The 23,337-nt window shown below is 72.4% G+C and carries 12 protein-coding genes; 8 read left to right on the top strand and 4 right to left on the bottom strand.

The window, feature by feature from the left end; translation table 11 throughout:
* Window positions 1-162: 162 nt before the first annotated feature.
* Window positions 163-5,727 carry a GH92 family glycosyl hydrolase gene (locus ACQEVU_RS07290; RefSeq protein WP_433321767.1) on the bottom strand — a complete coding sequence of 1,855 codons (5,565 nt, stop codon included), beginning with the start codon at window positions 5,725-5,727 and terminating at the stop codon, window positions 163-165.
* Window positions 5,728-6,045: 318 nt separating this feature from the next.
* On the opposite strand from ACQEVU_RS07290, the gene ACQEVU_RS07285 reads away from it, so the two are divergent.
* The 3 genes from ACQEVU_RS07285 (at window position 6,046) to ACQEVU_RS07275 (ending at window position 12,384) form a co-directional block, all read left to right on the top strand.
* Window positions 6,046-7,023: a LacI family DNA-binding transcriptional regulator gene (locus tag ACQEVU_RS07285; RefSeq protein ID WP_433334838.1), complete on the top strand. Its 978-nt coding sequence runs from the start codon at window positions 6,046-6,048 to the stop codon at window positions 7,021-7,023.
* Between the two features lie 597 nt (window positions 7,024-7,620).
* Entirely contained in the window at window positions 7,621-10,989 is a 3,369-nt protein-coding gene (locus tag ACQEVU_RS07280) for a ThuA domain-containing protein (RefSeq protein ID WP_433321766.1), read from the top strand.
* 90 nt (window positions 10,990-11,079) lie between these two features.
* On the top strand, window positions 11,080-12,384 hold the full coding sequence (locus tag ACQEVU_RS07275) for a sugar phosphate isomerase/epimerase family protein (protein ID WP_433321765.1): 1,305 nt from the start codon (window positions 11,080-11,082) through the stop codon (window positions 12,382-12,384).
* Window positions 12,385-12,521: 137 nt separating this feature from the next.
* Here ACQEVU_RS07275 and ACQEVU_RS07270 read toward each other — a convergent pair whose 3' ends face one another.
* On the bottom strand, window positions 12,522-15,770 hold the full coding sequence (locus ACQEVU_RS07270; RefSeq protein ID WP_433321764.1) for a BTAD domain-containing putative transcriptional regulator: 3,249 nt from the start codon (window positions 15,768-15,770) through the stop codon (window positions 12,522-12,524).
* A gap of 58 nt (window positions 15,771-15,828) precedes the next feature.
* Entirely contained in the window at window positions 15,829-16,731 is a 903-nt protein-coding gene (locus ACQEVU_RS07265; protein ID WP_433321763.1) for a CPBP family intramembrane glutamic endopeptidase, read from the bottom strand.
* 115 nt (window positions 16,732-16,846) lie between these two features.
* On the opposite strand from ACQEVU_RS07265, the gene ACQEVU_RS07260 reads away from it, so the two are divergent.
* Window positions 16,847-17,398, top strand: coding sequence for a hypothetical protein (locus tag ACQEVU_RS07260; RefSeq protein WP_433321762.1), 552 nt, complete (start codon window positions 16,847-16,849; stop codon window positions 17,396-17,398).
* Between the two features lie 228 nt (window positions 17,399-17,626).
* Window positions 17,627-18,205, top strand: a complete 579-nt coding sequence (locus ACQEVU_RS07255; RefSeq protein WP_433334836.1) for a sensor histidine kinase — start codon at window positions 17,627-17,629, stop codon at window positions 18,203-18,205.
* Between the two features lie 62 nt (window positions 18,206-18,267).
* Here the strand turns inward: ACQEVU_RS07255 and ACQEVU_RS07250 are convergent, their stop codons facing one another.
* On the bottom strand, window positions 18,268-20,304 hold the full coding sequence (locus tag ACQEVU_RS07250) for a sensor histidine kinase (RefSeq protein WP_433321761.1): 2,037 nt from the start codon (window positions 20,302-20,304) through the stop codon (window positions 18,268-18,270).
* A 189-nt stretch (window positions 20,305-20,493) separates the two neighbouring features.
* On the opposite strand from ACQEVU_RS07250, the gene ACQEVU_RS07245 reads away from it, so the two are divergent.
* The 3 genes from ACQEVU_RS07245 to ACQEVU_RS07235 are packed head-to-tail and all read left to right on the top strand — an operon-like array spanning window position 20,494 to window position 23,259.
* Window positions 20,494-20,874: a hypothetical protein gene (locus ACQEVU_RS07245; protein ID WP_433334834.1), complete on the top strand. Its 381-nt coding sequence runs from the start codon at window positions 20,494-20,496 to the stop codon at window positions 20,872-20,874.
* Window positions 20,871-22,688: a DUF4132 domain-containing protein gene (locus ACQEVU_RS07240; RefSeq protein ID WP_433321760.1), complete on the top strand. Its 1,818-nt coding sequence runs from the start codon at window positions 20,871-20,873 to the stop codon at window positions 22,686-22,688. The genes ACQEVU_RS07245 and ACQEVU_RS07240 overlap by 4 nt, the downstream gene beginning before the upstream one ends.
* Window positions 22,663-23,259, top strand: a complete 597-nt coding sequence (locus ACQEVU_RS07235) for a hypothetical protein (RefSeq protein WP_433321759.1) — start codon at window positions 22,663-22,665, stop codon at window positions 23,257-23,259. Before ACQEVU_RS07240 ends, ACQEVU_RS07235 begins: the two co-directional genes overlap by 26 nt.
* Window positions 23,260-23,337: the final 78 nt, after the last annotated feature.

The raw sequence follows: 23,337 nt of genomic DNA, 5'->3' as shown, positions 1-23,337 counted from the left end.
CGGCCGTGTTCCCCGATCAACTCTATGCGGTCGCGGGGCCGTCCGGGGCCGCCGCGATACCGGGCGCACGGCCCCCGGGCCGCTGGGCATCGGGAAAGCCGCCGGTGAGTGAGCCGTGGTCACGGCCCGCCCACCGGCGGCTTCGACTATCTCCGGTCAGTCCTACTCGGTGACCGTGAAGGGCAGTTCAACCTTCGTCTTCGAGTCCCCGCCCGCCAGCGTGAGGCTGGTCGAACCCGGCACCGCCGCCCCCGGAACGCTGATGACCGCGCCGGAGATGACGCCGTCGCCGTTCGCGCGGACGGTCATGGAGTGCAGGTTGTCGCCGAAGGTGATGGTGACCGCCTCGTTCCGGGCGAACCCGGAACCGTCGACGGTGATCGCCGTGCCGCGCGGGCCCTCGGTGTCCGACAGGGTCACCTCCGGCTGGTACGCCGGCTGGCCCGGCCCGGTCATCTCGACCGTGGCCGTCGCCGGGGCCTGCGAGGATGCGCCCTCGGCGGTGACGGCGTACAGGCCGGGCGCCGCGTCACGCGGTGCCGCGAGCGACGCGTGCACCGAGCCCGCCGCGGACGCCTTGACCGTCACGTTGCCCGCCCCGTTGAGCGTGACGCTCACCTGCTCGCCGGCGGCGAACCCGGTGCCGTTGACGGTGATGGTGTCACCGGCGCCGACGGACGGCGAAGCCGAGATCGCCGGCTGCGCCCCGGGGCCGCCCACCGTCACGGTGAACGTGACGGTGCTGCTCGCCAGCGTGTCCCACACGGTCACGTGCACCGTGTAGGTGCCGGTCTGCGCGTAGGTGTGCTGACCGCTGATCGCACCGGACGCGTTGACCGTGGCGTCCTGGGGAACCGTGCCGTCACCCCACTGGACGCTGGCGTGGTAGCCGGTCGAGTCGGTGACGCCACCGGTCACCGAACCGAGCGCGGCGCTCAGCGCCTGCCCGGCGGTGGCCGTCTGGTCCTTCGGGGCCGTGGCCGCCAGGGCCGCGGCCGGCGTGCCGTCGCTGGCGATGGCGAACACGTGGATCCGGCCCGCCGAGCCGGGGTCACCGGTCTGCGCGGGCAGCTTCACCGAGACGAGCGTCTTGCCCGCCGGGATCTGGTACGGCGCGGTGGAGAACAGGAACGGCTGGGCGCCGTCCCGGCTCGTGCCGAGCAGCCGGTACCCGGCCTTGGCAACGATGATGTTGCCGTACGACGGCGTGCCGTTGGGGTTGCCGCCGAGCGTCCAGTCGCTCATCTGGATCGGGATGTTGGCGGTGGTGCCGTCGCTGAACGTCGCCATGCCGGTCGTGCTCTGGTTGCCCTGCGTGCCGGCGCCGATGAACGAGATGCTCTTGGCGTCGGACGGCAGGTTGAGCACGATCGTGTTGGCGTTGCCCGTCGCGTTGTCCAGCGACCCGGCCGGGACCGCGGGCAGCGTGAAGTTCAGCGCCGTGCCGGGGACCCCGTGCGACTGGCCCTGGGTGACGCCCGCCGCCGCGAGTGCGGCCCGGTCGTACGCCCAGTTCTTGGCGTCGCAGTTCGCGGCCAGGACGCCCTCGTCACCGATGCAGACGTTGTCGAATGCGGCGGTGAGGCTGGAGTTCGGCGTGTAGGCCACGTCGACGCCCACCGTCGCCGTGCCCTGGCTGCTGCCGTCGGTCACCGTGACCGAGGCCTGGTAGTAGCCGGGCTTGGCGTAGGTGTGCGAGCCGCTGACGTTGTACACCGCCCGCGAGCTCAGCGTCGTGGTGCCGGGGGTGGCCGGCGTGCCGTCACCCCAGTTGATCGTGGCCTGGTACCCGGTCCCGGCGCCCCCGGTGACGGAGGCCAGCGGCACGGACACCGAGGCTCCGGACAGCGCGTGGACGGTGCCCACGGTGGTGACCGTGATGGCGCCGCCACCGAGCTGCACGTCGCCGCCGGCCAGCAGCTCGATCTCGGCGAGGTTCGCCTGCGCGGCGCCGCTGGTCTTCGTCACGACCAGGCGGAACTGCGTGAACTGCCCCGGGTTGCTGATCCGGAAGGGCCGGGTCTGGTTGCGCCACGGGAACGTCTGGCCGGTGCGGGAGTCGACGGTGGTCCAGGTGATCCCGTCGGTGGAGCCCTGCAGCTGCCAGTCCGCCGGGTCGCCCGCCTTCGCACCCGAGGTGAGGGTGTAGTACGTCGGCGCCTGGCCTCCGCCGCGGTACACCCAGTTGATCTGCGGCGTGCCGGTGGCGAACGTCATCTGCGTGGTCGACGAGTCGTCGAACAGCTTCGACGCGTCCTGCCCGCCGGTCGCGGTCGCGGTGCCGAGACCGGGGCCGGTGGTGTCCTGCAACGGCTTGGGCACCGCGTTGCCCTTGGTCAGCGACGGCGGTGCTTCGTTGTTGGCGGTCCCCCACGTCGACGGCTTCGGCCCCATCTGGAAGTCGATGGTGCCGCCGTTCGCGAGAACGGACGAGTCGATGGACGTGACCTTCTGCTTCTTGCCGTTGACGTTCACGCTCTGCACGTAGACGTTCTTGGTGCTGTTGTTCGCCGCGTTGACGACGATGTCGCCGCTCTTGCGGTGCACGGTCATCTGGCTGAACTGCGGCGAACCGATGGCCCAGTTCGACGAGCCGGCCTGCAGCGGGTAGAGGCCCAGCGAGCTCAGGACGTACCACGACGACATCTCGCCGTTGTCCTCGTCACCCAGGTAGCCCTGGCCGATCTCGCTGCCGACGTAGACGCGCTGCAGGAGCTCCCGCACGATCGCCTGCGTCTTCTGCGGCGCACCCGCGTAGTCGTACATGTAGGGGATGTGGTGCGAGGGCTGGTTGCTCATGCCGAGCTGGCCCATGCGGACCGCGCGCGCCTCCAGCATCTCGTGGATCGTGCCGCCGTACCCACCGGGGTGGTCGGCGTTCTCCGGCGTGGCGAAGAACTGGTCGAGCTTCTGCTCCAGCGCCTTCGTCCCGCCGTACAGGTTGGCCAGGCCCTGGCCGTCCTGCTGCGCGGTGAACGCGAAGTTCCAGCCGTCGGTCTCGGTGTAGACGCCGCCCCAGTCCAGCGGGTTGCCGTTGAGGAACTTGCCGGAGGCGTCACGCCCCTGGAAGAACTTCGTGCTCGGGTCGAAGAGGTTGACGTAGTTGCGGGCCCGCTGCAGGAAGTAGTCCGACTCCTCCTTGAGGCGGTCGCGCTCCTCCTTCGGCGTGGCCTTGTCCTTGGCCAGGGCGGCGGCCATGTTGCCGATGCCGTAGTCGTTGATGAACCCTTCCAGCGCCCACGACACCGACTCGCCGGTGGAGGTCGGCGTGTAGCCGAGGAACAGCGACGTCTCGATGCCCTTGCGGCCGACCCCGCTGCGCCCGGACGCGACCGTCGCGTCCTTGACCGCCGCGTTGTAGGCGGCCATCGGGTCGGGCAGCGCCACGCCGTTGAGGTACGTCTCGGCGAGCGCGACGTCCGCGCTGGTGCCGGTCATCAGGTCGGCGTAGCCGGGCGACGACCAGCGGGCGATCCACCCGCCGTCGCGGTACTGCTGGACGAAGCCGTCGGCGATCTTCGCCGCGACGTCCGGGTACAGCAGCGAGTACGCCGGCCAGACGGTCCGGTAGGTGTCCCAGAACCCGTTGTTGACGTAGATCTGCCCGTCGACGATCTTCGCGCCGGTGGTGGTGGCGGTCGACGTGCCGGTCGCCGCGGAGACCGGGCTCGCGTACTGCCAGTGCGGCGCGTCCGCGGTGCCGGTGTTCTCCGACTGCGAGTTCGGGTACAGGTTGAGGCGGTACAGGTTCGAGTAGAGCGAAACCAGCTGCGTCTCGGTTGCGCCGCGCACGTCGATCCGGCCGAGCCGGTCGTTCCACGCCGCCTTCGCGGCGGCGCGGATCTCGTCGAAGCTGCGGCCGGTGACCTCGAGGTCGAGGTTCTTGCGGGCCTGGTCGACGGAGATGAACGACGTCGCGAGCTTCAGCGTCACCTGCTGGTTCGCCGAGGTGTCGAACGTGGCGGACGTGGCCGAGGCCGTCTTCGGCGCCCGGTCGAACGTGCCGGACACGAACATCCGGCTGCGACCGGCGGACAGGCCGCTGCCGTTGTCGACCCAGCCGGTGAAGGTGCCGTCCGTGCCGATGGTGAACGTGCCGTTGTAGAAGACGAGGCTTCCGGTGCTCCCCGTGGGGAACGTGAACTGCATGATGCCGCCGTGGTCCGTTGGCGACATCTGCGCGATCAGGCCGTTGGTCGTCTTGACCCGGTAGAAGTCGGGCTGCGCGGTCTCGTCGTTGTGGCTGAACGCGAGGGCGCGGCTGCTCGGGGTCCCGGTGAGGGAGCCGCCGGCCAGGACCGGCATGACCGACATCTGGTTGCGGTCGCCCATCCACGGGCTGGGCTCGTGCGAGATCGCGAGGCCCTGCAGCGTGGGCAGGTTGGCCGAGTTGTTGGCCTTCTGGTACTCGTACTCCCACGAGTTCGAGGTGGCGTTGGTGACCGGCGTGAGGAAGTTGAAGCCGTTCGGCACCGCCGAGAGCGGCAGGTTGTTGCCGCGCGAGAACGAGCCGGAGGCGTTGGTCCCCCGCCGGGTGTCGACGTAGTTCGTCAGGCTGGAGCCGTCGATCGAGGCCGGCGCGCCCGCGACGGTGACGTCGTCGAGCCAGCCCTGGAACCGGGTCGCGGCGGTGGCCTGCGGGTCGTCGTAGGCGAGCAGGATGCGGTCGATCGTCTTGCCGCCGGCGACTGCGCCGATGTCGGACTGCACCGCGTTCCACTGGTCGGCGTAGAGCACCTTCGAGGCGCCCTGACCGGCGGCGGTGAGTGCATACCCGTGCTGGTCGAGCGCCGGGAGCCCGCTGAGGTAGCTGCCGTCGGTGAAGTGCAGGTCGACGGCGGCGTACGTGGACGGGTACTGGGCGTCCTGCCCGGTGTACTCGGGGAAGATCTTGTAGGACAGCCGGCTCTTCGGCCCGACCGGGATGTTCACGTCGAAGAGCTTGTTGGTCGCGTACGAGCGGCCGTCGGCCTCGGCGCCGCCGGAGTACCGCAGCGAAGCCACCCCGGTGAATCCGGCGCTCGGCTTCATGTTGTAGCCGCTGACCGGGCCGGAGCCCACGACGCTGACCATCGGGGTCGCCGGCGGCTTGGTGTTCGAGCCGTCGCTGATGTCCCAGTCCGCGAGCTGGACCAGCGAGTCACCGGAGTTCGCGGTGACGTTGAGCCGGTAGTAGCTGTACGCGGTGGTGTTGGTGAAGCTGTAGGTGTTGGTGGCGAACCGTCCGCTGAAGGACTGGCCCGTCCGCCGGTCGAGGTCGGTCCACTGGCTGCCGTCGTTCGACCCCTGCACGGTGAAGTCCTTGGGGTCGCGCGACGCCGCGTCGTTCGCGGAGGTCAGCGAGTACTTCACGACCGCCGCGGGGTTGGTGAGCCGGTAGGCCACCCAGCCGGTCGGGTTGAAGGCGAGCCACTTGGTGGACGGATTGCCGTCCTTGAGCATGACCGCGGTCTCGTTCGGCGGGTTCTCCGCGCTCGCGGTCACCGCGCTGACCTGGTTGAGCAGGCTGCCGGGCAGCCCGGTGGGGCTCGATCCGCTCAGGTTGCCCTGAACCGGTTGGCCGTTCGCGCCGACCTCGACGGTGCTCGCCGGCGGTCGCTGGTCGCTGGTCTCGAATGAGGAGCTGAAGTCGCCGCCGGTCGGCGCGGCGCTCGCGGTGGTTGCGGCGATGAGCAGTCCGACCGGCAGCAGGAGTGCGGTTGCTCCGGCTAACCGTCGGCGGGACAAGGGGGGACCTACTGGGGCGCCGATGGGCACCTTCATGCGGAACTCCAGGGGGTGATCACGGGCGCACAGCACGCGCCCAATGGAGATCGCCAGCTTTTCGCCGCCTGACAACGTTGTCAAGATACAACCGTGTAATCATCCGGAAACGACAATGACCCCGCAGGTCATCGCCCCGGGATTGGGGCGAATTGTCCGGGCGGAAGCCGCGAAATCGACCAAAAGGCGCGCACTGTTGTTGTCAACGTTGTCAAGGACTGGCCCCGCGCCGCTATCGTCTGTCCCGTGACGAGCGACCTGGTCCGCACGAGGCGGCCCACGATGGCGGACGTTGCCGCCCGGGCCGGAGTGAGCCTGAAGACCGTGTCGCGCGTCGTGAACGACGCGCCGCACGTGCAGCCCGAGCTGGCCGAGCGGGTGCTCGCCGCCGTGGCCGAGCTCGGCTTCCGGCGCAACCACCTGGCCAGCTCCCTGCGCTCCGGGCAGGCGACCGCCACGATCGGGCTGCTCATCGAGGAGATCGCCAACCCGTTCTACGCGACCATCGCGGGAGCGGCCGCCGAGATGGCCCGGCAGCGCGACACGATGCTCATCATCGCCAGCTCCGAGGAGGACCCGGCGCGCGAGCAGCAGCTGCTGCGGGACATGTGCGCCCGCCGGGTCGACGGGCTGCTCGTGGTGCCGGCCGGCCACGACCACTCGTTCCTGCGCGCCGAGGTCGAGCTCGGCACGCCCGTGGTGTTTCTCGACCGCCCGGCCGGAAAGCTGCGGGCCGACACGGTGCTGCTCGACAACCGCGGGGGCGCGCGGGCCGGGGTACGCCGGCTCGTCGAGGCGGGCCATCGCCGGGTCGCCGTGCTGCTCGACTCGATCGGCGTCTACACGATGCGCGAGCGGCTCGACGGCGCGCAGGACGCGCTGGTGGAGGCCGGCGCGCCGTACGACAACCGGCTGGTCCGCGACGGCGTGCGCGACCCGGCGGCGGCCGGCCGCGTCGTCGCGGAGCTCCTCGACCAGCCGGACCCGCCGACGGCCTTCTTCAGCCTCAACAACCGGATCACGCTCGGCGTGATCGAGGAGCTGTACCGCCGCGGCAGCGACGCCGCGCTGCTCGCATTCGACGACTTCGACCTGGCCCGCCTGGTGCCGTACCCGCTGACGGTGATCGCCTACGACGCCGGCGAACTGGCCCGCGCCGCCACCGAGCTGCTGTTCCGCCGGATCGACGGCGACCGGTCCTGGCCGCACACGGTGGTACTCCCCACCGAGCTGGTGGCCCGCGGCCAGCCGAATCGCTGAACCGGCCGGACTTTCCAAAGTGGTCGAAATTCAAAAGTAAGTTTTGTTTACGACTAACTTCTGCTCAGTTGAGCAGAAGTTAATGCTATGTGCCGTTAAGCCATGTGGCTTTCCGGCTCGATCGATGCGGCGGCATGACCGGACCGCAGCAGCACCCCGCGTTTTGGGGTCACCGGGGGACGCGTAACGCCGGGCGCTGCCATCGCGCCACTTCAAGTGCACACCACTGTCCCGCGACGCGCCGCCGCGTATGACGAACTTTTGACAGTGTGAACAGAAGTTACGTCGTTCAGGACCAAACTTTTGTCGGTGCAACTCTATCTTTCGATAGTTCCGGCGGATAAGGTCGCGACTATGCGTTGACCGAGCCAGTCGCTCGCCCCGCCGAAAGGCACCCCGGTGAGCACTGGGCGCAGCTCGGTATGACGTCGCCGTATTCGCCACGCCAGGAGATCGACTCTGGCCGTACGCCTTCCCTCCGGGCGTACTGCAACCCACACACCGAACCCGTTCCCCCGATCGGACGTCCCCGCCAACGGCTGCCACCCCGGCTCCGCGGCGGCCCGAACGTCCGGCAACACCCTGCGGAGGAGCTTCATGTTCAACGCCCCAGGCCGCCGCCGAACTGCGATCGGCGGCCTGCTCGCCCTCAGCGCTTCATTGCTGACCACAACGGCGTCCGCGCCGGTGCTCGCCGCGCCCAACCCGGAGAGCAACGGCAGTCAGTTCAAGGTGCTGGTCTTCACCAAGTCCATCGGCCAGCAGAGCTCGTCGACCGCGGCGGGTGTCGCCGCGATCAAGCAGCTCGGCAACGACTTGCGGTTCACGGTCGTCGACACCAACGACGCCGGCAAGTTCGACCAGGCCCACCTCAAGCAGTACCGCGTCGTCGTCTTCCTCAACACCTACGGCGACGTGCTCAACACGTCGCAGCAGGCCGCGTTCGAGGACTACTACCGCGACGGCGGCGGCTTCGTCGGCATCCACTCGGCGATCGAGACCCAGAAGGACTGGACGTTCCTCACCGACGTCCTCGGCACCCGCGCGTCCGGCTCGTCGGCCGTCACGCAGGCCAGGATCAAGGTCGCCGACCGGGTCCACCCGGCGTCGAAGGATCTGCCGGAGTCCTGGAACCGCACCGACCAGTGGTACAACTTCACCTCCAATGTGCGCGGCTTCTCGCACGTGCTCGCGACCGTCGACGAGACCACCTACGCCGGCGGCACGATGGGCAGCGACCACCCGATCACCTGGTGCAAGGACTACAAGGGCGGTCGCTCGTTCTACACCGGCCTGGGCGACACCGCCGCCAGCTTCGCCACGCCGGACCTGCGTTCGCACCTCGGTGGTGCGATTCAGTGGGCCGCCGGCACGACCAACGGCGACTGCGGCGCGACCGTGCTGGCCAACTACCAGATGGAAACCATCGCGGCCCCGCCGAACATCGGCGAGCCGATCGGCTTTGACGTGCTGCCCGACGGCCGGGTCCTGCAGACCGACCGCAAGGGCGTCCTGCGACTGCACGACCCGGCGGCCAACGCCAGCCACGTGCTGGCCGAGATCCCGGTGTACACGGCGAGCGAGGACGGCCTGTACGGGCCGGCCATCGACAACGACTTCGCCAACAACCACTGGGTCTACCTGTACTACGCGCCGCTGACCCAGGACGCGCCGTACCCGCCGACGACGCCGACCGCGAACTCCCCGACGACCGGGGCCGACCCGAGCGTCTGGGACCCGTGGAACGGCTACTTCCAGCTGTCGCGGTTCAAGTTCGTCGACGGGCCCAGCCCGAAGATCGACCTGACGACCGAGCAGAAGATCCTGAAGGTGCCGGTCAACCGGGGCGCCTGCTGCCACGTCGCGGGTGACATCACCTTCGACAAGGACAACAACCTGTGGATGGTGACCGGCGACGACACCCCCGCGGGTGGCGGCAACTCCGGTGGCTTCGCGCCGTTCAACGACATGCTCACGACGAGCGGGCAGTACAACGCCCCGTACGTCGACGCCCGTCGCTCGGCGATGAACACCAACGACCTGCGCGGCAAGATCCTGCGCATCAAGGTCCAGGACGACGGCTCGTACACCGTCCCGGCGGGCAACCTGTTCACCGGCAAGGAGGAGGGCGGCGGCAAGACCCGGCCCGAGATCTATGCCATGGGCTTCCGCAACCCGTTCCGCATCACGGTGGACAACGCCGGCGTCGCCTACGTCACCGACTACTCGCCCGACTCGTCGACGCCGCAGGTGTTCCGCGGCCCGGCCGGCACCGGGCGGATGGAGATCGTGCGCAAGCCGTCCAACTACGGCTGGCCGCTGTGCTACTCGCCGAACCTGCCGTACTACCAGTGGAACTTCAACACCTCGACGCCGCTGGACAACCCCCCGAAGCCGTTCGAGTGCAACAACCCGGAGCACGGCCCGGCCAACACCTCGCGGTGGAACACCGGCCTGACCTACGCTCCGCCGATCGCGCAGCCTGACATGTGGTACTCGTTCCAGGACAACAACGCGGCCAACCCGCTCGGCACGCCCTGCGCGGCCTACTACATGCAGAGCCCGCCCGGCAAGTGCCCGCAGCTGTTCCCGGAGCTCGGCACCGGCGGCGTCGGCCCGCACGGCGCGGCCAAGTACGACTACGACGCGAACAACCCCAACCCGACGAAGTTCCCGGCGTACTACGACCAGTCCATCTTCTTCGGTGAGTTCACCCGCGACTACCTGCGGGAGATCCGACTGGACTCGTCCGGGCAGGTCTTCAAGATCAACGACCTGCTCAGCTGCGGCGACGGACCGCCGACGCCGGCCCGCCCGTTCCTGTGCGACAACCCCATGGACATGAAGTGGGGCAAGGACGGCAACTTCTACCTGCTGACGTACGGCGACGGCTTCTTCACGGCCAACCCGGACGCCATGCTGGTGAAGTTCAGCTACGTCAAGGGCACCCGGGCACCGGTCGCGAAGCTCGCCGCGACGCCGACCGACGGCGTGGCACCGCTGACCGTCGCGTTCTCCAGTGAAGGCTCGAACGACCCGGACCCCGGTGACTCCATCAAGTTCGCCTGGGACTTCGACGGCAACGGCACGACCGACTCCGTCGACCCGAACCCGACCTTCACGTACACCACGAACGGCGTCTACACGGCGCGGCTCACCGTGACCGACTCCAGCGGCAAGACGGCGTCGGCGAACACGACCATCACCGTCGGCAACACCTCACCGACCGTGAAGGTCAACGTGCCGCTCGAGGGCGGGATGTTCGCCTTCGGCGACACGATCCCGTTCAACGTGACGGTCACCGACCCGCAGGACGGCCCGATCGACTGCTCCCGCGTCCAGGTGACGTTCGTGCTCGGGCACGACAGCCACGGCCACGCCGAGTCGACCGCGACCGGCTGCTCCGGAACGCTGCCCACGCTCGCCGAGGACGAATCCCACGGCGGCAACGTGTTCGGCGTGATCAGCGCCTCCTACACGGACAAGGGCGGCCCCGGCGGCATCCCGGCGCTGACCACGGTCGCGCAGACGACGATCCGCCAGAAGAAGCAGGAGGTCGAGTGGGCCATCGACCAGTTCGGCACCAACACCGCGGCGACCGCGGACGTCGGTGGCGGCCTGCAACGCGGCAGCCTCGGCAACGGTGACTGGATCGCGCTCAACGGCACGATCAACCTGCAGAACATCAACTCGCTGACGTTCCGCACGTCGGGTGGCAGCGGCGCGGCCGGTACCGGATCCGTCGAGGTCCACCTGGACGCGGTCGACGGGCCGATCCTGACCACGGTCACGATCGCGCCCACCGCGAACGCGACGACCTACGCCAGCCAGACCTTCCCGATCACCGACCCCGGCGGCGCGCACCGGCTCTACCTGGTGTTCAAACCCGTCGCGGGCGGGCCGACGAACAACTACTTCAACCTCAACTGGGTGGAGTTCGGCGGCCAGGGCGTGAGCACGCCCTAGCACCACCACCCGGGGCGGGGTGCGACACCCCGCAGGAACGCCGCACCCCGCCCCGGTCTGAACCGCAGGTACATCAGCAGAGGAGCAACAGTGTCCAAACACATCAGCCGTCGTCGGTTACTGGCCGGCGCGGGTATCACGGCGGCGGCCGCGTTCACCCCGCTCGGTCCGGCCTCTGTCTTCTCACCCACGGCGGCGAGCGCGGCCAACGGCCGGCTCATCCCGGACGGCAAGGTCGGCACCATCACGTACACCCAGCGCGACGTGCCGACCCGCATCGGCATCGCCGCGAGCGCCGCGCTCGGCGTGGCCCCGACGATGGGCTACCTGGGTGGGCCCGACTTCCCGCACGACCCGACCGACCTCGGCCCGCTGGTGCCGCTGCCGGGCGGCTGGCTTGAGCTGTTCCAGTTCCTGGCCGCGGCCGGTTTCAAGCAGATCGAGTTCGCCGGCTACGGCCAGCACGCCTCCAACCCGGGCGGCGCCGCCCCCAACCCGGCGCCGGGCGGGGTGACCACCGCGGAGTCGCGCGCGGCCTACCTGGCCTACGCCCGCACCCTGCGCGGCTTCCTCGACGCGTACGGCCTGCAGGCGATCGGCAACCACGGGTACGTCCCGAACACCTGGAACGGCCCGGGCAGCGCCGGCGGCAAGATGGCCACCGAGGACTACAACCGGCTGCAGACCGAGCTGGAGTTCGCGTCGATCCTCGGCATGCCGTACATGGGCACGGGCAACGACCCGACGAGCGCCAACAACCGCAACATCGAGCCGTGGACCCTCGCGGGCGAGAAGTGGCAGGCACTGAACGAGATCGCCGTCGGGCAGTGGGGCATCCACATGTACACCCACAACCACTCCCCGGCGTACAACTTCCTGCAGGACGGCCCGATGGTCACCGTCACGCAGGACCGCATCACCGGCGCCCCGATCGCGCCGACCCAGGTCCGCGGCGAGTCCGGCAAGCGGCTCATGCAGCACTACCTCGACGTGACCGACCCCGACCTGGTCGTCATCGAGATGGACGTCTACTGGGCCCACGTGGCGCAGCACCAGCACCGCTGGCGGTACGACTGGAACGGCAACCGCGTCGAGGACATCTTCGACCCGACCGCCCAGGTCGCCAAGCAGACCAAGCGGTACGCCCTGTTCCACGCCAAGGACGGCGACGCCACCACCCAGGCCAACGGCGTGGGCGACGGCTACACGATGATCCCCTTCGGCGACCCCCGCAGTGACATCAACTACAAGGGGTTCTACGGCAACATCGGCGCCAAGGGGTACCACAACTCGAACTACGAGCAGGACAACGCCCCCGGCGGCAACGCCGACCCGGGCCAGTCCCTCCGGTTCTCGAAGATCAGCGCGGCCGGCATGAAGGGCCTGCGCGGCTGACCGCGCAGATCTCCGCATAGCACGTAGCGCAACGGCCCGGGGCGGACGCCCTGGGCCGTTGCCGTCTGCCGTGCGCCGGTCAGGGCCAGACGAACACGGACGGGTGAGCACTGGAGGTGTCCTGACGCACGGCCGGCTCAGCGGCGGGTTCCCAGCGCCCGGCGCAGCGTTTCGACCCGCCGCGCGAACGGCGCGAACCCGAACTCCGCACAGACGCGCTCGGCCCGGTCGAGCTCCGCCGCCGCGGCCGGGTCGCCGAGCAGCGCCAGCACGCCGCCGCGGTACAGCGACGCCGGTCCGAGGATCGTCGTGCCCGCCCAGAGCACGATCACCGTGTCGCCGTAGGAGCGCAGCGCGGGCAGCAGCGCCGCGGCCCGTTGCGCGTCCCCCAGCTCCAGGTACACGTCGGCGAGCAGGATGGTGCGGACCGGTTCGCGCACGCCGCCGCCGGGGTGGTCGGTGAGGCGGTCGATCGCCGCGTAGGCATCGTCCCGCCGGCCGGCCTGCGCATACGCCTGGGCCAGCACGCTGAGCCAGTCCGGGTCGACCGTGACCGCCAGGTCCACCACCTCGGGCACCACCTCGAACAGCCGGTGCTCGTGCCAGGCGATGATGCCCTCGACGGTCTGGCGCGACATCCGGGTCACGTCGGCGGCGGCCGGCGAGTGCGTCGGCGCCGCGGCGACCGCCCCGTCGCCGAGCCGGCGGGCCGTGGCGTAGTCCCCCTGCGCCAGCGCCAGGCCCGCCCGCCACCAGGTGTCGAGCAGGAGCAGGTCGCCGTCGCCGTGCCGGTCGGCCAGCTCGGCGTACCGGCGCGACACCGCCGCCGCCTCCGCGAACCGGCCGGTCTCGGTCAGGGCGCAGCGCAGCAGGTGCAGCGCCGTCGCCCGGTAGGCGTGGTCCGCCCCGGAGCCGGCCAGCATCGCGCGCGCCAGCCCGGCCCGTTCGTTCGCGCGGTCCGGCGTCCAGCGGGCGACGAACTCGGCGACCGCCGCCCGGGCCCGTGCGGCACCGGCGTCCGCCACCGCGCGGGTGCCGTCCGCGCCGTCCACCGCGCGGGTGGCGGCCGCGGCGAGGTCAAGGCCGTCGTCGTACCCCGCGGAGGCGCGCTGCACGGCCAGCGCGGCGAGCACCGCGGAGCGCAGCACGGGCGGCAGGTCACCGGCGCGGCTCACCGCCTCGTCCAGCAGCGGCACGTCGGTGGCGGCCGGCGCCCCGATGCACGCCCAGTACCCGCCGACGCCGCCCCCGGCCGAGGCCAGCGCCGCCCGGGCCAGCCGCTGCGGGTCGTCGTGCCGGCGGGCCAGCTCCGCCGCCGCCCGCAGTTCGCCGCTGCTCTCCTCCAGCCGGCCCAGCCGGCGCAGGGCCGCGCCGCGTACCTCGTGCAGGTCGGCCCGCAGGCCCGGCTCGCCCTCGGGGACGTGCCGCAGCCCGTTCGCGGCCAGCTCCTCCGCCTCGGCGTCACCGGCGCGGGCCAGCGCCTCCCTCGCCGCGCGGAGGACGGCCACCGCGGCCGGGACGTCCGGGGCGCCGGCCGCCGCGGCGCAGTGGTGCATGGCGATCGCGGCCGCCGAGGTCGCCGCCGCCGGCCCGGCGGCCAGGGCCTCGGCCCACGACCGGTGCAGCACCGACCGGCGCGCCGGGTCGAGGTCGGCGAGCACCACCTCGCGCACCAGGTCGTGCGCCACCCGCACCCGGCCGGGCGCCGGCTCGACCAGCAGTGCCGCGCGCAGCGCGACCTGGACGTCCGCGCCGAGGGCGCCGGCCGGCCGGTCGAGGACCGAGGCGACCGTGGCCAGCGGAACACTGCCGCCGGCCACCGCGACGGCGGCGAGCACGTCGGTCCCGGCCGGGGACAGCGCGGCCAGCCGCAGCCGCAGCACGTCGCGGATGCTGCCCGGCAGCTCACCGGGCGGCAGGGCCGCGAGCTCGGTCACGAAGAAGGGGTTGCCGCCGGAGCGGGCGGCCAGCGCGGCCACCGCCGCCGGGTCCCGCCCGGGCGCGCCGAGGGCGCCGGCCAGGTGCCCGACCTCCTCCGCCGAGAGCCCGGTGAGCGCCAGCCGGCGGGCGCCGTCCGACCGGGCGGCCACCGCGAGGACCCGCACCGGATCGCCCGCGGCGTCGGGGCGGCAGGTGAGCACCAGGAGCAGCGGCAGGTCACGCAGCTCACCCAGCACGATCTCCAGCACGTGCGACGAGTCCGGATCGGCCCACTGCAGGTCGTCGATCACGACCAGCAGCGGCGCCGCGCCGGCGAGGACACGCAGCCGCCGTACCACCTCCAGGCCCAGCGCGAACCGGGCGCCGGCGTCGCTGCGCGAGGCCCCCTCCGGCAGGCCGTGCAGGATCTGCTGCCAGGGCCAGTACGGCGGTGCGCCGCCGGACGGCGAGCACCGGCCCCAGCGGGCCGCGGCGCCGACCCGCCCGGCGAAGACCTCGACCAGCCGCGTCTTGCCGATGCCCGGCTCGCCGGTGACGACGACGGCCGTGCCGCGGCCGGCGGCGGCGCCCGCCCACGCCGCCTCGAGCGCCGCGAGCTCGGCCTGCCGGCCCACGAAGCCGCCCTCGGCCGCCGCCGGCGCCGGCCGTACGACATCCGGCGTGGCATCGGGCCGCGGCGGGGTCAGCGCGGGATCGCGCCGCAGGATCGCCGACTCCAGCTCGGCCAGCTGGGCCGAGGCGTCCAGACCCAGCTCGTCGGCGAGGCGGCCCCGCACCCGCCGCAGCACCTCGAGGGCATCGGCCTGGCGGCCCGCCTGATACAGGGCGCGGGCCAGCAGCGCCTGCGCACCTTCGCGCAACGGGTGGGCCGCCGCGATCCGGGTCAGCTCCGGAACCAGGCCGGCGCCCTGCCCCGCGGCGAGCCGGATCTCGGCCAGTTCGTCGACGGCGGCCAGCCGCAGCTCCTCGAGGCGTACCACCAGAGGCTGGACGTCCATCACGTCCGCCACATCGGCGTACGGGGTTCCGGACCAGAGGTCCAGCGCATCGGCGTACCGGGACGCCGCATCCGCCGCGCGGCCGGTCGCCGCCGCGGCGCGGGCCGAGCCGACGAGGTCGGCGAACCGATCGGCGTCGACGGCGCCGGGCGGCAGCTCCAGCGCGTACCCGGCGCCCCGGGTGACCAGAATGCCCGCCTCCCGGGCCGATCGCCCGGGCTCCAGCAGGCGGCGCAGCCGGGCGACGAAGCCCTGGAGGGTGGTGAGGGCGGTTCCGGGCGGGTGCCCCCGCCACAGCCGGTCGACCAGGACCTCGGCCGGCACCGGGGCGCCGTGGGCGGCGGCCAGCAGCGTGAGGACCTCGGCGGGCCGGCGGCCGCCGAGGTCCAGTTCGACGTCGTCGAGCACGGCCCGGGTCGGGCCCAGCACCCTGATCCGCACCGGCACGGGCCGCAGCTTATCCGGCCCGGGCGTGAAACGGGCAGGTCAGGGCCGAGCCGCATGTTCAGCGCCGGCGGGTCGCCGCGGCGGTGCCGCCCTCGGGGGTACGGGCCAGCGGGGCGAAGCGCCACCAGAGCAGCGCCCCGAGGACCGCGACGATCGCCGGGATCAGGCCGGTCTCGCCGCTGAACCAGCCGGTGAGCGACTTCTCGCGGGTCAGCGGCTCCAGCACGTGGTACATCGTCGCGTTGCCGACCGCGTGCGCCACGACCCCGGGCCACAGGCCCCAGCGCAGCTGCATGTTCGCCAGCACGGCGCCGAGCCCCAGCGTGAAGCCGGTGAAGACGGTCACCGACCACCACACGGGCACGCCGGCCGGCGTGCCGCCGAGGAAGATCATCAGCGGCCAGTGGAACACCGCCCAGGCCAGGCTGCTGATCAGCACGACGGTGCGCGGACCGGCGATCGTGGCCAGCCGGGCGACGAGCAGGCCGCGCCAGCCGACGTCCTCCCCGATGGCGAGCACGAGGTAGGGAAGGACCAGGACGGTGAGCCCGAGCGGCAGCATGGCCCCGATCCCGTCGCCGGCGAAGCCGGCCAGTCCGGCGGCCCAGAGGAGGCCGGCGCCGAGCAGCGTGGTGCCGAGCAGGTACGCCCAGGCGATGCCGATGCTGCGCCACGAGGTACGCCGGAAGCCCCAGTCCGGGCGGCGCAGGGTGCCCGTCGCGACCAGGCGGGCGAGCACCGCCGCCACGAGCGGGAAGAACGCCTGGCCGTACATCACCGACTGGCCGAGCGGGCTGGCGTCCTCGATGTGGCTGACGTCGACGTGCTGGGACAGGCCGATGATGGTGCTCGCGGTCATCAGCGCGGCCACCGTGGTAAGGAAGACAATGATCTCCCGGCGCGCCGAGGCGGGTCGCACGACCCGGGCCGCCGCGGCGGGAGACTCTTGGATGCTGGTCATGGTGTACTCCGTCAGTTCCGGTTGCTAACGGCACCACGTTCGCTGACCCGGCTGGTCCGGCACTGGTTCCCCGCTGGTCCGCCACTGGTCGGTGGCCTCGCGGCGACGACCGGTCGTGGTGTTCCTCGATGATCTGCAGTGGGCGGGACGCACGCCGGTCGGCTTCGTCGACCTCATGCTCTGTGACACACGGATCGACGGCCTGCTGCTGGTGGGAGCGTTGCGCGAAGAGGCCGTGGACGCGGCCCATCCGCTCGCGACGCCCCTGTCCCGGTGGCGTGAGCAGCCCGGCGTACGGCAGCTGCGGCTGGCCAACCTGCCGGCGCCGGCCACGGTCACCATGGTCGCGGAGATGCTGCATGCGGCCCCGGCCGTGGTGGCGCCTCTGGCCGAGGCGATCAGTCCGTACACGTCCGGCAATCCGTACGAGACGGTGGAGCTGCTCAACGCGCTGCACCATGACGGCGTCCTGACGGCGACGGCCACGGGGTGGCAGTGGGACCCGGCGGCCGTGCGCGCTTACCTGGACCGGTCCGAATTGGCCGGGCTGCTGATGGCGCGGATGAAGGCCATGCCGGCCCGCTCGCAGCGGGCGCCGCGGCCATCGCCTTCGACGCCGCCCGCCGCGAGGTCGCCCAGCGCCGGCGTCCATGGCATCGGGCCCTGATCGCCGAACGCGCGGCCCGCTTCCATCTCGCCAACGGCGGCGAACACGCCGGTCACGACCTCCTTGTCGAAGCGCGCCGCGAGTATCTTGCCTGGGGCGCAACCGCGAAGGTCGCCCAACTCGACTGGGCGTACCCCCGCCTGCGGCCCGACGCGACCGCCGAGCCGGGCGACGACCGGCCCCGTGGTGACCCCCACCAGCCGCCCCCCGTGACGACCGGGACGGGACCTGCACGACGGCGCCCAGCAACGGCTGGTCGTGCTGGCGCTGCAGCTGCGCACGGCGCAGGAGACCGTCGCGCCCGAGCTGGGCGCGCAGCTCCAGGGCGCCGTCGCCACGGCCACCAGCGCGCTCGAGGAGCTGCGCGAGATCTCACGCGGCATCCACCCGGCCATCCTCTCCAAGGGCGGCCTCCGTGCGGCGCTGCGCGCGCTCGCTCGCCGCTCGCCGCTCCCGGTCGAGCTCGACACCCGCATCGAGGGGCGACCGCCCGAGCACATCGAGGTCAGCGCGTACTACGTCGTCGCCGAGGCGCTGACCAACGCGGTCAAGCACGCGCGCGCCTCGGCCGTCACCGTGACCGTCGCGGCCCCCGCCGCGGACGGCGTCCTGCGAATCGAGGTCACCGACGACGGCGTCGGGGGCGCCGACTTCACCCGCGGCACCGGCCTGGTCGGCCTCAGGGACCGCGTAGAGGCCCTCGGCGGCCGGATCGCCGTCGACAGCCCGGATGGGGCAGGTACCGCCCTGCGCGCGGAGATCCCGATCCCCGCCACGAACGACGGCGACGCCTCCCGCGGCGAGTAGCCGCCTCGGCATCGCGTTCAGGGTCGTTGCGCGGGCGAGGTTGGCGCGGGCCGACGAAGACGTCAGGCCCGGTGGTCCTTCGCGCCGCCGGCGCAGCCCGCCTGCGCCGCGGGGTGCCCCGGCGCCCGCCGCCGCATGAGCATGTCCACGTCCGCGTGCTCGAGCTCGCCGTACTCCAGCGGGATCTCGGCCGTCAGGGCCGTTCCGAGCCCGGGCGGGCTGACGACCATCAGCCGGCCGCCCAGCGCCTCGACCCGGTCCCGCAGGCCGACGAGCCCGGTGCCCCGGCTCGCGTCGGCGCCCCCGATCCCGTCGTCGCGGACCGACAACCGGATCCTCGCGGTGTCCGCCGTCGCGCTGACCAGGACGACCGACGCCCGCGAGTGCTTGGCCGCGTTGGCCAGCGCCTCCGACACGACGAAGTACGCGGCCACCTCGACGCGCTCCGACGGGCGCTGCCCGATGTCGAGGCTGAGCTCGACCGGCAGGCTGCTGCGGCGGGCGAGCGACTTGAGCGCCGGAGCCAGGCCACCCTGCGACGCCAACGCCGGGTGGATGCCCCGGCCCAGCTCGCGCAGGCTGTTGTGCATGTCGTTCAGGCCCTGCACGCCCTGGCGCAGCAGGCTGCGGACCGCCGGCAGCTCGTCCGGTACCGAGTCCGCGGCCATGCGCAGCTCAAGTGCCAGCGACACGAGCCGCTGCTGGGCGCCGTCGTGCAGGTCCCGCTCGATCTTGCGGCGCGCCTCGTCGGCGGTGGTGACGAGGCGGGCGCGGGATGCGATGAGCTGAGCCCGGTTGTCGGCGTTGGCGATAGCGGTGGCGACGAGGTCGGTGAAGCCGAGCACGCGATCCTCGGCGTCGCCCGGTATCGGTTCCGGCCGCGACGACATGATCACGGTGACGCCCCACAGCTCGCCCTCGACGACGACGGGCACGCCGACCGCGGAGCGGATGCCCAGGGCGCGCGCGGCCGCCGCGAGCGAGCCACTCGCCGTCTCGAAGTCGTCCAGCCGGGCGTTGCGCCTCGTCCGGATGATGGTACTGACGAGGTTGTTGCCCTCGATCCGGAAGTCCGCCGGCGGGAGCGGGTGTCCGGACTCGTCGCAGCCGGAGAGCCGGCGGACGATGCCGTCGGCCTCGTACCGCATCAGCGCCGCGCCGATTCCGTCGAAGAGCCGGCACAGCTCCAGCGTCACCGCGGCGAACACCTCCGCCGGTGGGGCGCCGGCGGCAACGAGCGTCGCCACTCGGCGCAGGGCGGCCTGCTGCACCAGCAGCTTGGTGGCCTCCCGCTCACTCGCCCGCAGCGAGGTCAGGATTCGCTCGCGGTCCCGCGCGGCCCGCAGGACGGCCTCCAGCGACGGCACCATCCGCTCCCGGACCCGCTGGAGCGTCGCCGGCGGCGTGCTGGCCGGCAGCCGCAGCACCCCCAGCTCGGCTCCCTGATCGAACAGGGGCAGGACGGTGTCGCCCTCGCCGGCCGGCGAGTCGCCGAACTCGATCGACGCGTACGGCAGCCGGAGCAGCTCCGCCAGGCGCTGCGACGCCACCGTCAGCGCGCCCGGCACGTCGTCGGCGCTGAGCGTCCGGCGCGCCAGCTCCGCGCCGAAGTCGGCGTCGATCTTGCGCTGGGACGCCTCGACGGCGCGCGATCTGGCCAGGCTGGCGATGCCGCTCACGATGATCGCGGCGATCATGAAGATGGCGGCCTGCTCCAGGTCACGACGGACCGTCAGATGGAGCCCGGCCGGCGGGATCAGGAAATAGTTGAAGACGAGGGTGCTGACCGCCGCCGTCGCGACGCCCGCCGCCACGCCCCAGACGCTGGCCATGATGAGGACGCCGAGCAGGTAGATCTCGCCGTCCTGGCCGGCGCCCGAGACGCCGCGCAGCGTGTACAGCACCACCGTCTCGGCCGCGATGAGCAGCGCCGCGACCACGACGGCAAACGCGGCCGGCGGCGGGACGGCCGGCAGCAGCCGCGGCAGCAACGCCCACGCCCTTCGGGCCAGATCGGGAATCCGGCGCAACGCCGTCGGCGCCGAAGAACGCTTGCCGCGGCGGCCCGAATCGTCCCGCCGGCCTGATACTCGAAACACCGCATCGATCCCTTATCGCGCTAATCCCAGCGTACGCCGCACAAACGGCGCTCAGCCCCCGCAAATACCTCGTTCGGGCGGTGTCGGGAACGGCAGCGCCTGGCGTTCGGCGAGTTCGCGCTGTGCCGCGGGACGGTTCGCGAGGGGGCCGCGGCGGGCGGCGGCCTCACGTACGCTGCGGCTGTGCTCATGAGGATCCACGACGAGACGGCCACCGGCCGGCTCGTCGGCACGATGGAGCTGGACGTGCCCGGCGTCGTGACGCTGCGCGAGCTGATCCGCCTGCGAGTGCGCGAGGAGGTGGCGCGCTACAACGCCCGCCCGGTCGAGCGCTTCCACGGGCTGGTCCGCCCGACCGCGGCCGAGGCGGACCTCAACGGGTACCTCATGCCCACCCCGACCCGGATCGACTGGGAGCGCCAGGCCGACGCGGCGGTGGCCGCCTTCGAGCGCAACGGGTTCTTCGTGCTCGTCGGCGACCGCCAGGTCGAGGAGCTCGACGCCGAGCTGACGCTCGACGAGGCCTCCCGGGTCGCCTTCGTCCGCCTCGTGCCGCTGGTGGGCGGATGAGCACCGGGCAACTGGCCGCACACCGGGATCGGGCCGCGCGGGTGCTTCCCGACGCGCCGGGCCTGAACGCCGACGCCGTCGAGCACTTCCACCACCGCGTGCTGCCGGACCTGGACGACGAGCTGGTCCGCTCGGTCACCATCGCGCTCGCCGAGCGGGCGGCGGGGTACGGCGGCTGGGCCTGGGAGGCGGCCCGCCTCTTCCCCGCGCTGCTGCTGCGGCGGGCGGCCTGGACGGCGGCCGACGTCGAGCTGCTCTTCGACCTCGCCCACCGGGCGTCGGAGCACTCGGTGGTGACCGTGCTGCGCATCGCGACCGGCGCGGCCGAGGGGCTCGGCCCGGCCGGCCGGATCCCGCTCGCCGAGCGCTTCCGGGAGGCGCAGAAGCTCGTCGACGCGTCCTCGTCACGCGAGGCCGGCGAGCGGGCGCAGCTGCGGCGGCGGCTGCTCGTGCTCGCGGACACCACGCCCGCCGGCGCGCCCGCCTGGCAGCGGCGGATCGTCGTCGAGGACGGCTGGAGCCGGGCGGCGGTCGAGCGGCTGGCGGCGGTGCCCGCAGCCGAGGCCGAGGCCGCCGTCGCGCTGCTCGACCACGCCCTGGAGGTGACCTCCGGCCCGCGCCCGACCAAAACGTGGCTGCGCCGGGCGGGCGAGCTGCTGGACGGCCGGCCCGGGCTGGTCGCCCTGCTGCACGACCTGCTCACGCTCGCCCACGCCTGCCCGCCCGCGCCGGTCGAGCAGTGGCACGGGAGCTTCCGCACGCGGGTCGGGCCGGACAACGCGGACATCGTGCGCGGGCTGCTGTGGGCCGCGCAGGTGTCCGGCGAGCCGTGGCTGGTCCCGCTCGTGCTGGACCTGGAGCCGACGCTGTACGAGCCCAAGCCGCTCAACGCGTGCTATGCGGTGCTCGGGCGGCGGGCCGACGCCGACGCGATCGCCGCGCTCGTGCGGCTGCAGCGCGCCACCCGGCACCGCGGGAAGCTCAAGCAGATCGCCGCCGCCCTCGACGAGGCCGCGGTGGCCGCCGGCGTCAGCCGCGGAGAGCTCACCGAGCTGACCATCCCCGACGCCGGGCTCGACGGGCAGCGGCAGCGGCGCATCGAGGCCGGCGGCGTAACCGCCGTGCTCTGCGTCGACGACCGCCGGCGGGCCGGCGTGACCTGGGAGCACGGCGGCGCGAGCACGGCGAAGCCGCCGGCCGCGGCCGGGGCGGAGCTGATCGCCGAGGTGCGCCGCGCGAGCGCCGAGCTGAAGAAGGCCCTCGCCGGCGAGCGGGAGCGGCTCGAGGACCTGCTGGCCGAGGACCGCGACTGGCCGCTGGAGATCTGGCGGCAGCGGTACCTCGAACACCCGGTCACCGGCAGCCTCGCCGATCGCCTGCTGTGGACGGTCAGCGAGGACGGCCGCCGGTATGCCGGCCGCCCGGACGCGGACGGCCGCTTCACGCTGGCCGCCGGCGACACGGTCGTGCCGGGGCCCGGTGCGCGGGTGCGGCTCTGGCACCCGGTCGACGCGGACCCGGAGGAGGTGCGGGCCTGGCGCTCGCACATCCTCACCCACGAGCTGGCCCAGCCGTTCAAGCAGGCGTTCCGCGAGGTCTACCTGCTCACCCCGGCGGAGGAGGAGACCGGCACCTACTCCAACCGGTTCGCGGCGCACGTGCTGCGCTACCAGCAGGCCTATGCGCTGATGAAGGAGCGCCGGTGGGGGCAGCAACTATCTGGGCGCCTGGGACGGCGGCTATTGCGGCGAGGCGAAGCGGCAGTTCCCCGCGGCCGGGCTGACCGCCGTGTTCCACCACGAGCAGGCCGGTGACGAGGGCCGCGGCGACGCGGTGCGGTTCTGCACGACCGACCGGGTCCGGTTCGAGCGCGGCCGCGGCCGGGCGCGCCGGGACGTGCCGCTGGCCGAGGTGCCCGCGCGGGTCTTCTCCGAGGCGATGCGCGACGTCGACCTGTTCGTCGGGGTCACCTCCATCGGCACCGACCCGACGTGGGCCGACCACGGGCCCGACGACGCGCGCTTCGGCTACTGGCGGGCGTTCGCGTTCGGCGACCTGACCGCCAACGGCCAGATCCGCCGGCAGGTGCTCGAACACCTGCTGCCCAAGCTGAAGATCCGCGACCGGGCCCGGCTCGACGGGCACTACCTCGTCGTGGACGGCCGCCGGCACACCTACCGCATCCACATCGGCAGCGGCAACATCCTGATGTCGCCGAACGACCGCTACCTGTGCATCGTGCCGTCCGGCACCGCGAGGCCGGCCGGCGTGCGCTTCCTGCCGTTCGAGGGCGACATGATGCTGTCCGTGGTGCTGTCCAAGGCGATGCTGCTGGCCGACGACCACCGCATCACCGACCCGTCGATCCTGCGCCAGCTCGGCTGAGACCGGGCGGCTACCAGTGCTGGGGCGGCGGGACGGCCGAGCCGTCGTCGTCCCAGACGTTGCCGGTCCACACGTCGC

Origin of the sequence: Dactylosporangium sp. CA-139066 (assembly GCF_050936175.1) — a bacterium.
GTDB lineage: Bacteria > Actinomycetota > Actinomycetes > Mycobacteriales > Micromonosporaceae > Dactylosporangium.
This window is presented reverse-complemented; position numbering and strand designations above follow the sequence as displayed.

Coding starts and splice junctions, on each gene's coding strand:
- ACQEVU_RS07285 (WP_433334838.1), top strand. CDS start 6,046: ATGGCGGACGTTGCCGCCCGGGCCGGAGTGAGCCTGAAGACCGTGTCG.
- ACQEVU_RS07280 (WP_433321766.1), top strand. CDS start 7,621: ATGTTCAACGCCCCAGGCCGCCGCCGAACTGCGATCGGCGGCCTGCTC.
- ACQEVU_RS07265 (WP_433321763.1), bottom strand. CDS start 16,731: ATGACCAGCATCCAAGAGTCTCCCGCCGCGGCGGCCCGGGTCGTGCGA.
- ACQEVU_RS07245 (WP_433334834.1), top strand. CDS start 20,494: ATGAGGATCCACGACGAGACGGCCACCGGCCGGCTCGTCGGCACGATG.
- ACQEVU_RS07240 (WP_433321760.1), top strand. CDS start 20,871: ATGAGCACCGGGCAACTGGCCGCACACCGGGATCGGGCCGCGCGGGTG.